This is a genomic window from Moraxella bovoculi 237, from assembly GCF_000696305.2.
GTDB lineage: Bacteria > Pseudomonadota > Gammaproteobacteria > Pseudomonadales > Moraxellaceae > Moraxella > Moraxella bovoculi.
On sequence record NZ_AOMT01000021.1, the window covers coordinates 13,714 to 27,110 of the forward strand.

Genomic DNA, 13,397 nt, shown 5'->3' on the forward strand with positions numbered 1-13,397 from the left:
AATTTTGTCAAAGTTGATTGCTGACTTGTGAGACTCTGACAATTAAGATGGTTAATTTATCAGAGCTTAGATGCACAAGCCATGCTTTGGCATTAGATTACTTTCGCTTCATTACGAAGTTTATCGATCAGCTCATCAACGCTACCCACTTTCACGCCCGCACCACGCTCAGCTGGCACTTTGACTTTCAGTGTAGTTAGCTTGGACGTCATGTCCACGCCAAAATCAGCTGGCGTCTTATTGTCCAATGGCTTCTTCTTAGCTGCCATGATGTTCGGTAGTTTCGGAAAACGAGGCTCGTTCAGACGTAGGTCAGTCGTGATGATTGCAGGCAGTGCCAATTCAACCGTCTGCAAGCCACCATCGATCTCACGGGTTACTTGTACTTTATCGCCGCTCACCACAACCTCGGACGCAAACGTACCTTGTGATGCATTCATTAGCGCCGATAGCATTTGACCTGTTTGGTTATTGTCATCATCGATGGCTTGCTTACCCAGTAGAATCAGCTGTGCACCCTCTGCTTCAGCCACGCCTTTTAGAATCTTGGCGACTTGTAGCGGATAAGGCCTCTCATCAGTCTCTACCAGAATGCCGCGATCAACGCCCAATGCCAACGCCGAACGGATCTGCTCTGCAGCTTGTGCTGTGCCGATAGATACCGCCACAACCTCGGTAGCCACACCTTTTTCTTTTAGACGAACCGCTTCTTCAATGGCGATTTCACAAAATGGGTTTACACTCATTTTGGTGTTAGTCAATTCCACACCCGACTCATCCGCTTTAACGCGAACTTTTACATTATGGTCAACAACGCGCTTTACCGCTACTAATACTTTCATGATAGCTCCGTGATTTGTTATGGATACGCCCTTCTTTATATCATTTGCAGGCAGATTTGTAAATATCAATTTGCAAATAAAGGCTTGGCACCAATTACTTTGGTGTGCTTGGTATTTTGATTATCAGAAAAATCACCCAATTGGGTCAAATCATTTTTGTGAATCATCAGTCACTTATTTGTTTTGGCAATAAAAAACACCGCTGGATAAGCAGTGTTTTTAATCATAGGCTTAATTCTGTGAATTAAAGCGCTTCGATTTCTTCAGCTTGTGGACCTTTTTTGCCTTCGCCTAAGATGAAAGATACTTTTTGACCTTCGGCTAAGGTTTTGAAGCCAGAACCGGTGATTGCGCTGTAGTGAGCGAATACGTCTTGACCGCCGTTGTCTTGAGCGATGAAACCAAAACCTTTAGCTTCGTTGAACCACTTAACAGTGCCTTGAACTTTGTTTGACATGGGAAAATTCCTGTATGATCGAAAAAATGGCAAAATTGCCTGTTTAAAATATTTATGTTGCCAAAACGTGCAAAATAAGTCTTAATGTAAAAAGACGTCTAAATTTCAACCAATACAATAAACAACGTTCAAAGATAGTTCAAATACGCCCTAAAACCCACTTGTCCGCAAGTTTCAAAGTCGTTTTAACACTCGCCCAGAGGCGTCTTGCAAAAACTTACTACTGGTACATAAATACCATGGATGCCAGTATAACAGACTTTAGCCACAAAAGGGGGATTATTTTGGCACGTTGGAGATTTATTTGTAACCAAGGCAATTAAATGGGTAAATATGGCTTGGCAAGCACAAAGCCACACAGTAACGCAAAGACAAGAGCAAAAGAACGACAAAAATTTAGATAATTTGCAGGTAGTATGATGTCCTTTGGGTCGTCGATGTCCTTAGTAGAGATCAAACGTGCGCCATAAATCCACCCCATCAATGAATAGATCCCATAAGCCACAGGCACGCTCATCGAAAGCCCGTTAAAATCCAAGAAAAACAGCGCAAGCCCAGACACCACAAGCCATGATGAGGTCGCAAGACTGACCAGTGCAAAGATACTGGACTCAGGGAGCTTACCGTCATTATTCAGCACCCACGTTGATTCAAGCCAAATGAAAACGGCGATGATGTAGCTCGCCACAATATACAAAGTCTCAAACTCTGATAAAGCACTCAAAAGATTCGTAAAATTAATATCAACCATGTTTCGCTTATTTTGTATTTTCAGATGAAATTTAATGAGATAGGCAGCTATTGTACACCAGATTTGATTTTTATGTGCTTATTTGGGGGTTTTTAGAAAATGATTTAAACCACAAACAAACACCCAAACAAAACAGCCGCCCAAAAGGACAGCTGTTTTTATCTTTAAAAAGAAAATTAGTTTTTCTCTTTGTCGATGATTTTGCTCTCGGTAATCCAAGGCATCATGGCACGTAGTTTTGCACCAGTTTTTTCGATTTCGTGCTCAGCAGTTTGACGGCGACGAGCGGTCATTGATGGATAGTTCAACTGACCTTCAGAGATGAACATTTTCGCGTATTCGCCAGATTGGATGCGTTTTAGCGCGTTACGCATGGCCGCGCGGGACTGATCATTGATCACTTCAAGACCAGTCACGTATTCGCCGTATTCAGCGTTATTCGAGATTGAATAGTTCATGTCCGCGATGCCACCTTGATACATCAAATCAACGATCAGCTTAAGCTCGTGCAAGCACTCAAAATAAGCCATTTCAGGGGCGTAACCTGCTTCTACTAGGGTCTCAAAGCCCATTTTAACAAGCTCAACCGCACCACCACATAGAACGGCTTGCTCACCGAACAAGTCAGTTTCAGTTTCGTCTTTGAATGTCGTCTCGATGATGCCAGAGCGACCGCCACCCACGCCTGATGCGTAAGATAGCGCTACTTGCTTAGCTTGACCTGATGCGTCTTGGTAGACAGCAATTAGATCAGGAATACCGCCGCCATTCACGAATTCAGAACGTACAGTATGACCTGGTGCTTTTGGTGCAACCATAATCACATCAAGGTCAGCACGTGGCACAACTTGGTTGTAGTGGATGGCAAAACCATGAGCAAAGGCAAGCGTCGCGCCTTGTTTAATGTTTGGCTCGATCACTTCTGCGTATAGCTGCTTTTGGAATTCATCAGGTGTTAGGATCATTACCAGATCAGCACCTTTTACCGCATCACTAGTTTCAGCGACTTTTAGGCCCGAATTTTCAGCTTTTTTCCAAGATGCAGAGCCGGCACGCAAGCCCACAGTCACATCAACACCGCTGTCTTTTAGGTTTAGGGCGTGGGCATGACCTTGTGAGCCGTAACCGATGATGGCAACTTTTTTGCCTTGGATGATTGATAGATCACAATCTTTGTCATAAAAAATATTTAAGCTCATACGAGTTTCCTTAAAATAATGCCCATAGATAAATATCAGGGGCGGGGGTTGAATTATTTACCAAAGTAAATTTATATTAAACTTGGTTAATTTACTGTCTTTGCTAATCAAAGTTAAATTTTCACTCATTGCTTGAGCAACAAGCATTCTATCAAAAGGGTCGGCATGGCTTTCTTGAAATTGTCCTGCTAGGCGTGCGTGTTGTAATTTAATAGGCATTACTTCAAACTCATTTACCTGCACCAATTTTTCAAAATCACGAATTACCAATTTTGTTTCATCCCATTTACCTTTATGGTATTTAATGCTCATCTCCCAAAGGTTAATAGGACTAACAAAAATTTGATTGTATGGACCAATAATGGTTTGCAAAGCAATTTTTTGACAAACTATCTTGCTGTGTCCACTACCAAACCAGCGTGTGCGCATCCAACAAATATCTCATAAACTAATGCCATATTTATCGGTTTTATCGCCATTCCACCAAGCCAATTCTTCTTCACTCATTGGCTCAAACCAAAAATCATCATCGCTATGAATGTTCAAATGAGCAAGCAAACCTGGGGTTCTTGGCTTTGATGCAAATTGATGTAAGGGCGTTAAATGCACCTGTTCGCCTTGCACAACGAGCTGTACTTTTTGCTCATTTTAAATATAAGTCTGCACCGCAAGTGGTAGGCTTGCCTATTCTACAATCGTATTTTTCTCACAAAATCAATCAACAACAATCAAAGGCTCATAATATCTCTGTACACCACAAGAAACACGCCCCCAATCTGACAAATGCACACGAGCTTGATGCAAATCGAAGGCTTCTTTATTCACAAATTCTTCATAAACCCAAAACTTATCGGCATCGCTGTTGTCTTGTGTGATTTGAAATATCAAACAACCACTTTCTTGACGTGTTAAGTCAATGTGTTTTTTAAGTTCATCTAAAATAACTTGCCGATTGGTTTTAGGAATGATGATATGACCTTTTAGGACAACTTTTGCCATCACAAAGAAAGCGTGCGCTCGCCCCTTGCAATACCAATCACGCCAGAACGTACCACTTCTAGGATTTTATCTCGTCCAATGACTTCAATAAAGCCGTCTAGCTTGCCTGCATCGCCTGTAATAAGAATGGTGTAAAGGTTTGCCGACACGTCCACGATTTGGGCACGGAATATGTCCGCCGTGCGACACACTTCTTCACGGTATGCCCCTGTCGCTCGCACTTTGATAAGCATCAGCTCACGCTCAATCTGACTACCGCCAGAGACTTCGGACAGATTTTGGACTTTAACCACTTCAATGAGTTTATGCAGTTGTTTGGTAATCTGCTCAATCTTATCGGCGGTCGTAATCGTGGTTAGGGTAAGTCGTGACAACGTGGGGTCTTCGGTGGCGGCAACGTTTAGCGTATCAATGTTGTAGCCACGCTGACTGAACAGCCCAACCACACGAGACAGCGAGCCTGCTTCGTTTTCCATAAGTACCGAAATCAGATGTTTTTGTAACTGTGCCATTAGGTACGCTCCCCTTTTGATAACCACATATCACGCATGGACTGCCCTGCCACTTGCATGGGATAGACGTGCTCACTTCTGTCCACATATACATCAATAAATACCAAACCGTCCAGTTCTAGGGCTTCTTTTAGCTCTTGTTCCATGGTGGCAGGATTGGTGATTTTTACGCCTTTATGCCCATAGCTTTCGGCAAGTTTGACAAAATCAGGCAACGATTTCATATAGCTTTGGGCGTGGCGACCTTCGTACAGCATGTCTTGCCATTGCTTGACCATACCGAGCTGGGCGTTATTTAAATTCAAAATCTTAACGGGCAGATTATACTGAAAGCACGTTGATAGCTCCTGGATATTCATCTGAATGGAGCCCTCACCCGTAATACAAACCACCGTTTTTTCAGGACAGGCAAGCTTTGCCGCCGTGGCATAAGGCAAGCCCACGCCCATGGTGCCAAGTCCGCCAGAGTTTAGCCATTGGCGCGGCTCGTCATATTTATAATATAAAGCGGCGAACATTTGGTGCTGACCAACATCGGAGGTGATAATCGCCTTACCGTCTGTCAATTTGCACAGTGTTTCAACGACACGTTGTGGCATGATCGCATGGACGTCGGCGTCCGTGTCATCACTGTAGCGCAGACCATGACGCTTACGCCATTCGCCTATTTGCGTCCACCAATCAGCAAGAGCGTGTTCGTCTAAACGTTTATCACTCGACTTGATAAGCGCAACCATTTCGGTCAAGACAGGCTTGACATCACCTACGATAGGGATATGGGCACTGATGGTTTTTGAGATAGACGTTGGGTCAATGTCAATGTGAATAATGGTAGCGTTCGGGCAGAATTTTTTGACGTTGTTGGTAACCCGATCATCAAACCTTGCCCCCACCGCTAGGATAACGTCCGCATGGTGCATGGTCATGTTGGCTTCATAAGTGCCGTGCATGCCAAGCATGCCCACAAACTGCTCGCTCGTGGCAGGATACGCCCCTAGCCCCATGAGTGTATTGGTTACGGGCAGATTTAACAAATTGGCAAGTTCACGCAGTTCATCGGACGCACCACCTTGCACTACGCCACCACCTGAGTATAGCACTGGGCGTTTGGCAGAAAGTAGTACGTCTAGAGCTTTTTTGATTTGGCCGCCATGCCCCTTGGAAGTTGGCTGATATGAGCGAATGTTAATCTCACTTGGCATGACATAGTCAAATTTATCGGCAGGGTTCGTCATGTCCTTAGGAATGTCCACCACCACAGGGCCAGGACGGCCTGAGCTTGCGATAAAGAAAGCTTTTTTGATGATTTCAGGAATGTCAGCTGGGTTGCGCACGACAAAGCTGTGCTTGACCACTGGGCGAGAGATACCGATCATGTCGCACTCTTGGAATGCATCATCACCAATCAAGGTGCTTGGCACCTGTCCTGCCAGCACCACCATAGGAATGGAGTCCATGAACGCTGTGGCAATGGCGGTTACGGTATTAGTAACGCCAGGCCCTGACGTGGCTAGTACCACACCCGTACGTCCTGTAACACGGCTATAAGCGTCCGCCATATGTCCTGCCGCCTGCTCGTGGCGAACCAGGATATGCTCAATCTTGTCTTGCTTAAATAGGGCATCATAGATATGCAGCACCGCACCGCCAGGATAGCCAAAGATATGGGTCACACCTTCATCAACTAAGGCTTGCACAAGCAGCTCTGCCCCGCTCATGGCGACAGTTTCGCCACGGGCAAGTTTTTCTTGATTTTCACGGAAATGTTTGGCGGCGTCTGCCGTCTGAGTATGGCCCGTCATGTTGGGGGCTTGGGTGGTTTGCTCTGTCATTGTCAATCCTTTTTACCAGATGGGTAAATTAAACAAACACAATAAAGTTGCTACAGACAAAAGGCAGGTGCAAGTATGAACCGACAAAGACAAAAGAGTATTGACATGATGTTCGTCTTGCAGACCGATAAGTCTAAAGCAATGTCAGATCAGCATGAACAAACGGTAATTTGTTAAATTTAATCTGACAAACGCAATTTTGGATAAAAATCACGCCGACTTTAAATTCATTTATAACTAATTTTTATGATAAGTATGAATAAATACGAAATTAGTTATCAAAAATACTACGCGACTATATTAACCCAAAAGCCATCTTTTGCCAAGCCCATTTTGCACATATGTTCGGATTTTTTGTAATTTATCATCTTTCCAACCTTTAACCATGAAATAACCCGTCAAATCCGAACATTCTGATCGCATCAATGCTACAATACCCCAAATCCTAATGATGACACTCATGCGAACATCCCTTCATTACACCCTATCGTCTATCGCGCTGATGATGGCATCAGCCAATGCTCAAGCTGTCACTGTTTATCAAAGTATCGGTAAATATGGCGAGCCGCGTTATAGCCAGCTACCACCTCAAGGCAGTCACACAGCTCTTAATTTTTATCAACCAAAATCAGCAGCGCCACCAATAGACGCCACAAGGCAAAAACAATGCCAAATCCTGCGAGATAATCTAGCAACACTAAACGCAGGTGGCGACGTCCATGAGATTAGCGATGATGGCTCCCAAAAAGCCTTAACCGCCGATGAAGTTAGACATCGCATTCGCCAAACTCAAGATGCACTCAACCTCCACTGCCAAAATAGCTAAAACAGCAAAAAAAGACCGCACGATGACGGTCTTTTTAACTAACTTTTTAATCAATCTGGGTAAGATTATGCAGGGATTCGCAATACTTGACCTGGATAGATTTTGTCTGGATGTGAAAGCATAGGCTTGTTCGCATCGAAGATCTTCATGTAGTCATTGGCGTTGCCATACATTTCTTTAGCGATTTTTGATAGGTTGTCGCCTGATTTTACGGTGTAGAAACGAGACTCAGACTCTTGAGATTCTACTGTGATGTTATCAACAACCGTCTCAACGTGTTGGACATTACCCACCGCCAAGCGTGCGCGCTCGCGATCTTCTTGGTTCTTGGCTGCACCCGATAGTGTTACGGTGTCCGTATCGCTGTTATAGTTTACTGACAGATTGCTAATCTGAACGTTCTGAGCTTGTACGCGAGCCAATAGCAAGTTTGCAATTTCTTGTGCAGTTGGCTCAGCGGGTGCTGCTGTGTTTGCAGCTGGTGCTGGCGCTGCATCTTTCTTGTTACGATTAAAGATTTTATCGCCGATGTCTTTGGCAAAACTAAAAATACTCATAATAGACTCCTGTTTGTTTATTGACTGCCCTACACTTAACATTTAGTGGGCAAATTATTTGGATAACTCATCATAATGAGCTTAATACAAAATCGCTCATTAATTAAGATCATCCTACCAAAAACCAACCCGCAGAATCGCTAAGTTTTGCTATGAAATTGTTATCAATTGTAGTTTAGATTGCTACTTAGTATCAATTAATGGTAATAAAAAAACCACCCAAAATGGGTGGTTTTGTGATTTAACTTTAATCAATCAATTAAAGCTTAGCAGTCACGTAGTCGATTGCTTTTTGAACAGTAGTAAGTTCAGCAGAATCTTCATCAGGGATGGTGATGCCGAAGTTGCTTTCAAATGCCATTACAAGCTCAACTAGGTCTAGAGAATCTGCACCTAAATCGTCCATGAATGACGCGTCATTATTGATGTCAGCAACGTTTAGACCAAGTTGTTCAGCCACTGCGTCTTTTACTTTAGCTTCGATATCGCTCATAGGTATTTCCTTTAAATCGATGGATAAATGCTACTTATCAGCACCATACTGATTTTAACTATTTATCAGAAATTTAGCGTATCATAAAACATTTTCACGGATAGTGCAAGTTTTATGAATACAGTTGTACACAATTTAAGATAAATAATAATCAAAAATCAAAAATTTGTCAATTTTTTTATAAAAAATATTTGATTACATGTACATGCCGCCATTGACAGCCAACACCTCGCCTGTGATGTAACTAGCCTCGTCGCTCGCCAAGAAAGTCACCGCCGCAGCAATCTCTTCAGGCTGCGCCATGCGTCCTAGCGGCACAGCGTCTAGCATGGAATTGATTAAACGCTCATCAAGCTCTTCGGTCATGTCGGTCTCTACAAAACCAGGTGCAACGCAGTTTACAGTCACGCCACGCGATCCGATCTCACGAGCCAATGCGCGGGTAAAGCCCTCAGCACCTGCTTTACTGGCAGCGTAGTTAGCCTGACCAGCATTACCCATCTGCCCTACCACCGACGTGATGTTAATTATACGTCCAGAGCGAGCCTTCATCATGCCTTTAATGGCGCGACGAGAGGTGCGGTAAATAGAAGTTAGGTTGGTGTCAATAACATCGGACCAGTCTTCATTTTTCATGCGCATTAAAAGACCGTCTTTGGTGATGCCGGCATTATTAACAAGCACATTGACGTTACCATAAACGCTGTCGATCTCTTCAAATAGGTTATCGATCGCTTCTTCATCGCAAACATCTAACACGCGGCCGATACCACCAGCTTCACTTAAATATTCTTCGATAGCTTCAGCGCCCTTTTCACTGGTCGCTGTGCCGATAACAAAATGGCCTTCTGCTGCAAATTTTTGCGCAATGGCACGGCCGATACCTCGGCTAGCGCCCGTTACTAATACAATCTTTCTGCTCATGCTAAATTCTCCAATTTCTCAAGGCGCGCCAATTTATCAGTAGGCAGAGCTGTGATTGGCTCGGCCTGGCGCTTGGCAAGATTTGATAGGACATTACCAGGACCGCATTCGATGATAATATCGATATGTTTATCAGCCAGTTTTCGCATGGTTTTAGCCCATTGAACAGGCATAGACAGCTGCTCAATCAATGAAGTCTTAATGTCATTAATGTTATCATGGACGACAGCGTGGCGGTTCTGAATGACAGGGATCTCTGCTTGTTTGAATGCCGTGTCGCTCAGCAGTGCTGCCAACTTATCTGTTGCAGGATTCATCAGCTGACAATGTGATGGCACGGATACCTTTAGTGGTACGGCTTTTTTACCTAGGTTTTCAACCGATGTCAACACATGCCTAACACCCACTTCTGTGCCTGCGATCACTACTTGACCTGGGCTATTAAAGTTAGCGGGGTTCACGATGCCAGCATTCTGAGTTGCGTCCTCACACAGGCTGGATACTTGTTCATCATCAAGACCGAGCACGGCTGCCATTTGAGTGTCAATACCTGCAACCGCTTGTGTCATGTATTTGCCACGCTCGTGAACCAATTTAACAGCATCCGCCAAGCTTAATACACCGCCTGCTACCAAGGCACTATATTCGCCCAATGAGTGACCGGCCAGACATACGGGCTTAACGCCTTGAGCGCCTAATTTATCCTTAACAATATGCCAAATCGCAACACTCGCCGCTAATAATGCAGGCTGCGTGTATTCTGTCTTATGTAGGCGTGACTCATCCTGAGTGATTTCCCAAAGGTCAAATCCAAGCGCTGAACTCACCTCATCAAAGGTTGACTTTACAATAGGAAAATGCTCTGCCAGCTCATTCATCATGCCAACCGCTTGCGAACCTTGACCAGGGAAAACTACCGCAATGCGTTTCATGGTATTATTCTCTGCCATACGATACCTACTTTGTGCTTACGACTATTTATTTTATTGGATAATGAATCCAAATTAGGTGCATTCTAACATAAAAAGTAAAAATTTGTTTGCTAATTTTAGCACCTCAAGCTTAGTGAACTTGCCAAAATAAAAAGCCAAGCGCATTGAACAAACAACACGGCTTGGCTTATTGGTATTATCTACCGATTAGCTGTCTTGGCTTACCTTGAACAGCTGACGACCACGGTAAAAACCGTCTTTGGTCGCGTGGTGGCGAAGATGTTTTTCGCCAGTAGTAGAATCAATGCCTAGAGTGTTCACTACCATACGGTCGTGTGAACGACGCATGTCGCGGCGTGAACGGCTTTTGCGGTTTTGTTGAACTGCCATGATAGCTCCTAAAATTCGTCAGATCAAGACAATCATAATCGTCCCGATCGCCAAAATAAAGTGAAAATTGGTTTGCTTAGGATGATATTGTAAAAATACAGCCAAGACATAGCACCTTTTGTCTTGCTCATCTAACTTAAGCACAATAAACGCTGTATTATACCGAAAAATTTTTGATTTTTCAAAGCCTAAACATAAAAAATTACAAAACTTTTTCTAAACCAATCAAACATTAAGTTAATTTAATTGTCCTTTTAGTGCAGCCAATGCTGCAAATGGGTTATCGGTCACCTCCTCTTCATCTTCTACCATCTCAATTGGCATATCACAGTCGTCATGGCGTGGAGATAATGGTAGCACAAGCAAAAGCTCATCCTCTAGCAGATCCTTGATAGGCAGCATTTTACGAGAGTCAGAAGGGTTTAGTTCATCAACCAACACATATTCAGCGTCCTGCACTTGATCAGCCTGAGATTCATTGAATAAAATCGCCAATCGATAATCCCCCGTGACATCCACGGTCGTCGGTTCAAGGCATCGCTGACACGGGGTAATAAGCTTACCTACAACTTCATAGTTCAGCCACAGGGTGCCGTCTATTTTTTGCAGATTTACTTTAAGATTAAGATTCTTAACCTGTTGGTTTTGCTCTTGTAGAATTAAATTTTTTGAAAGTCGCTCGAAACTCTCTACAGCCACCTCGCCAGACCAAGAAAAACCAATATCAGCCCATCTCTCAAGCAGAATATTGGCAGGCAGCTCTTGGCTGGGATTAGATTGATTGATTGATTGCGTCATCATAGATTTCCTATTTTAATATTAGGTATATTATTTCATAAATTAGGAATATTTTCACGGCTATTTTGTATGAGCTTATTAACCCATCATCAGATTTCTCTTACAGGGACAAATAATGCTATAATACAAAAAATTTGCAATTCAATAATCATGACTTTCATTTCATTTTACGACCTCTCACCAGACCTTGCACTTAATCAGAATGACAACAAAAATCACGTTTTCAATCTTTGGCAAAATCTATTCAAGTTACTGTCAGATCAAGATGACATCAAAAAAATCACCCAAAATTTCACCGTCAGAGACTTAGGTAATTTTCGTGACACATGGCAGAATATCGATCATAACGATGATGATGCACTGACAGATTGGCTCATGAAACTATTCAACCAAATGTTTAATCAAAAAAACATTGATATCATGCCGACGATACTGGTGCGAGGCGAAAACGAACCCGAATATTTCCCAAGCGAAGCAGGAAGCCCTGCACGCATTGAATTTGCCCATGGATTCTTTGCCAGCGCCTTGCATGAGGTCAGCCATTGGTGTATCGCAGGCAAGCATCGACGCACACTTAATGATTTTGGCTATTGGTATGAATCTGACGGCCGTGATGAGCAGACTCAAGCCATCTTTGAACAAGTAGAAATCAAACCGCAGGCGATAGAATGCCTACTCAACCAAGCCTGTGGGCGATATTTTTATGTGTCGCAGGATAATCTAAACGCTGATTTTGATACAACAAAAAGTACTTTTGCCCATGATGTGTATGAGCGGGCCAATCAATATCTTAACCATCCTGACAAGCTACCAAGAGATGCTCGTCGGCTTATATGGATGTTTTTAATAATCTGTCAAAAATTTCAATTACCCAATCAAAAAGGACAGCCATGAATACAATTTATCTACATCCAAAAAACCCTCAGCCAAGACTACTAGAGCAAATTAAACAAGCACTCCAAAACGGGCAGATCGTCGCATACCCTACCGAAATCGGCTACATGCTATTAACGCACATCTCTGCTAAAGATGCATTGGCAAAGGTTTCAAAAATACCCGCCGTTAAACAAAAAGATCAGTATGTGATTGTTTGCCGAAGTATCAGCAATGCGTCAGCCCATGCCGACATTAACGATGAACAGTTCCGCATCATCAAAAACAGCAGTCAAGGGAATCAATTCATCCTACCGTCTAGCAAACAAACACCCAAATACCTTATAAATCCAAAAAATAAAAACATCGGTATTCATATCACGGCATATGAGCCATTGCTGGCATTGCTTGAATTACTTGACGATACAGTGGTCATTCATAAACTTGATGATGAAACCATAGAAGTAAGCTCACCTTATGACATTGAGGATCTACCAGATGGTCAAATTGATGTGTTGGTTAATGTTGATGTCATTAATACAATAGATCATGAGGTATTAGATCTTTCTGACTTGTAGGTTTTAGAAAAATAAAAAACCCCGATAGGAATCGGGGTTTTATTGAGTCTAAATCACCATAAATTATGGGCGATCCACCAACTCAACATAAGCCATCGGCGCGTTATCGCCATCGCGATAGCCACACTTAATGATGCGCAGGTAGCCACCTGGGCGAGTTTGGTAACGAGGGCCAAGTTCGTTGAATAATTTACCAACGATAGCCTTGTTACGAGTGCGGTCAAACGCCAAACGGCGGTTGGCAACGCTGTCTTCTTTTGCCAAAGTGATCAAAGGCTCAGCTACACGGCGTAGCTCTTTTGCTTTAACCAAAGTGGTCTTTATTAGCTCATGTTCAAACAGAGAGTTAGTCATGTTTTGGAACATTGCCTTACGATGGCTGCTGGTGCGACCCAGCTTAACGCCACTGTTACGATGTCGCATGGTCAGTATCC

The 13,397-nt window shown here is 43.2% G+C and carries 20 protein-coding genes; 3 read left to right on the top strand and 17 right to left on the bottom strand.

Features of this window, described 5'->3' with window-relative positions; translation table 11 throughout:
- Positions 1 to 92: 92 nt before the first annotated feature.
- The 10 genes from MBO_RS04250 to MBO_RS04295 form a co-directional block, all read right to left on the bottom strand.
- The gene (locus MBO_RS04250; RefSeq protein ID WP_036364191.1) at positions 93 to 842 is read right to left on the bottom strand and encodes an electron transfer flavoprotein subunit beta/FixA family protein; all 750 of its coding nucleotides are present in this window, start codon (positions 840 to 842) and stop codon (positions 93 to 95) included.
- 244 nt (positions 843 to 1,086) lie between these two features.
- Positions 1,087 to 1,299 carry a cold-shock protein gene (locus MBO_RS04255; protein WP_036364195.1) on the bottom strand — a complete coding sequence of 71 codons (213 nt, stop codon included), beginning with the start codon at positions 1,297 to 1,299 and terminating at the stop codon, positions 1,087 to 1,089.
- 319 nt (positions 1,300 to 1,618) lie between these two features.
- Complete coding sequence (locus tag MBO_RS04260) at positions 1,619 to 2,050, bottom strand: hypothetical protein (RefSeq protein WP_046698565.1); 432 nt, start codon at positions 2,048 to 2,050, stop codon at positions 1,619 to 1,621.
- Between the two features lie 176 nt (positions 2,051 to 2,226).
- Positions 2,227 to 3,249, bottom strand: a complete 1,023-nt coding sequence (gene ilvC / locus MBO_RS04265; protein WP_036364200.1) for a ketol-acid reductoisomerase — start codon at positions 3,247 to 3,249, stop codon at positions 2,227 to 2,229.
- 57 nt (positions 3,250 to 3,306) lie between these two features.
- Entirely contained in the window at positions 3,307 to 3,678 is a 372-nt protein-coding gene (locus tag MBO_RS04270) for a type II toxin-antitoxin system VapC family toxin (RefSeq protein WP_052585300.1), read from the bottom strand.
- Between the two features lie 12 nt (positions 3,679 to 3,690).
- Positions 3,691 to 3,858, bottom strand: coding sequence for a hypothetical protein (locus MBO_RS04275; protein WP_155399902.1), 168 nt, complete (start codon positions 3,856 to 3,858; stop codon positions 3,691 to 3,693).
- 105 nt (positions 3,859 to 3,963) lie between these two features.
- Entirely contained in the window at positions 3,964 to 4,248 is a 285-nt protein-coding gene (locus MBO_RS04280) for a putative quinol monooxygenase (protein ID WP_036364205.1), read from the bottom strand.
- Positions 4,248 to 4,760: an acetolactate synthase small subunit gene (ilvN, locus tag MBO_RS04285; protein ID WP_036364209.1), complete on the bottom strand. Its 513-nt coding sequence runs from the start codon at positions 4,758 to 4,760 to the stop codon at positions 4,248 to 4,250. The genes MBO_RS04280 and ilvN overlap by 1 nt, the downstream gene beginning before the upstream one ends.
- The gene (locus MBO_RS04290; RefSeq protein WP_227712669.1) at positions 4,760 to 6,478 is read right to left on the bottom strand and encodes an acetolactate synthase 3 large subunit; all 1,719 of its coding nucleotides are present in this window, start codon (positions 6,476 to 6,478) and stop codon (positions 4,760 to 4,762) included. Before MBO_RS04290 ends, ilvN begins: the two co-directional genes overlap by 1 nt.
- A 414-nt stretch (positions 6,479 to 6,892) precedes the next feature.
- Complete coding sequence (locus MBO_RS04295; RefSeq protein WP_160169663.1) at positions 6,893 to 7,054, bottom strand: hypothetical protein; 162 nt, start codon at positions 7,052 to 7,054, stop codon at positions 6,893 to 6,895.
- Between MBO_RS04295 and MBO_RS04300 the strand changes: the two genes are divergently transcribed.
- Positions 7,053 to 7,418 (top strand): hypothetical protein, encoded by a 366-nt coding sequence (locus MBO_RS04300; RefSeq protein WP_036364218.1) that lies wholly within the window; start codon positions 7,053 to 7,055, stop codon positions 7,416 to 7,418. The two genes, MBO_RS04295 and MBO_RS04300, sit on opposite strands and share 2 nt — an antisense overlap.
- Before the next feature lie 65 nt (positions 7,419 to 7,483).
- Here the strand turns inward: MBO_RS04300 and lysM are convergent, their stop codons facing one another.
- The 6 genes from lysM to MBO_RS04330 all read right to left on the bottom strand — a co-directional run bounded on the left by lysM (position 7,484) and on the right by MBO_RS04330 (position 11,512).
- Positions 7,484 to 7,975 (bottom strand): peptidoglycan-binding protein LysM, encoded by a 492-nt coding sequence (lysM, locus tag MBO_RS04305; protein ID WP_036364223.1) that lies wholly within the window; start codon positions 7,973 to 7,975, stop codon positions 7,484 to 7,486.
- A 259-nt stretch (positions 7,976 to 8,234) separates the two neighbouring features.
- Positions 8,235 to 8,468, bottom strand: coding sequence for an acyl carrier protein (gene acpP / locus MBO_RS04310; RefSeq protein ID WP_036364227.1), 234 nt, complete (start codon positions 8,466 to 8,468; stop codon positions 8,235 to 8,237).
- Positions 8,469 to 8,663: 195 nt separating this feature from the next.
- Positions 8,664 to 9,392: a 3-oxoacyl-ACP reductase FabG gene (gene fabG / locus MBO_RS04315; protein ID WP_036364230.1), complete on the bottom strand. Its 729-nt coding sequence runs from the start codon at positions 9,390 to 9,392 to the stop codon at positions 8,664 to 8,666.
- Complete coding sequence (fabD, locus tag MBO_RS04320; protein ID WP_036364233.1) at positions 9,389 to 10,342, bottom strand: ACP S-malonyltransferase; 954 nt, start codon at positions 10,340 to 10,342, stop codon at positions 9,389 to 9,391. Before fabD ends, fabG begins: the two co-directional genes overlap by 4 nt.
- 189 nt (positions 10,343 to 10,531) lie before the next feature.
- A complete protein-coding gene (gene rpmF / locus MBO_RS04325) occupies positions 10,532 to 10,714 on the bottom strand; it encodes a 50S ribosomal protein L32 (protein ID WP_036364236.1) in 183 nt (60 codons plus the stop codon).
- Positions 10,715 to 10,951: 237 nt separating this feature from the next.
- On the bottom strand, positions 10,952 to 11,512 hold the full coding sequence (locus tag MBO_RS04330; protein ID WP_227712667.1) for a YceD family protein: 561 nt from the start codon (positions 11,510 to 11,512) through the stop codon (positions 10,952 to 10,954).
- A gap of 150 nt (positions 11,513 to 11,662) precedes the next feature.
- Between MBO_RS04330 and MBO_RS04335 the strand changes: the two genes are divergently transcribed.
- Positions 11,663 to 12,406: an elongation factor P hydroxylase gene (locus MBO_RS04335; RefSeq protein WP_052585301.1), complete on the top strand. Its 744-nt coding sequence runs from the start codon at positions 11,663 to 11,665 to the stop codon at positions 12,404 to 12,406.
- A complete protein-coding gene (locus tag MBO_RS04340) occupies positions 12,403 to 12,963 on the top strand; it encodes a Sua5/YciO/YrdC/YwlC family protein (RefSeq protein WP_036364245.1) in 561 nt (186 codons plus the stop codon). Before MBO_RS04335 ends, MBO_RS04340 begins: the two co-directional genes overlap by 4 nt.
- Positions 12,964 to 13,026: 63 nt before the next feature.
- Here MBO_RS04340 and rplQ read toward each other — a convergent pair whose 3' ends face one another.
- Positions 13,027 to 13,386 carry a 50S ribosomal protein L17 gene (gene rplQ, locus MBO_RS04345; protein ID WP_036364248.1) on the bottom strand — a complete coding sequence of 120 codons (360 nt, stop codon included), beginning with the start codon at positions 13,384 to 13,386 and terminating at the stop codon, positions 13,027 to 13,029.
- Positions 13,387 to 13,397 lie beyond the last annotated feature (11 nt).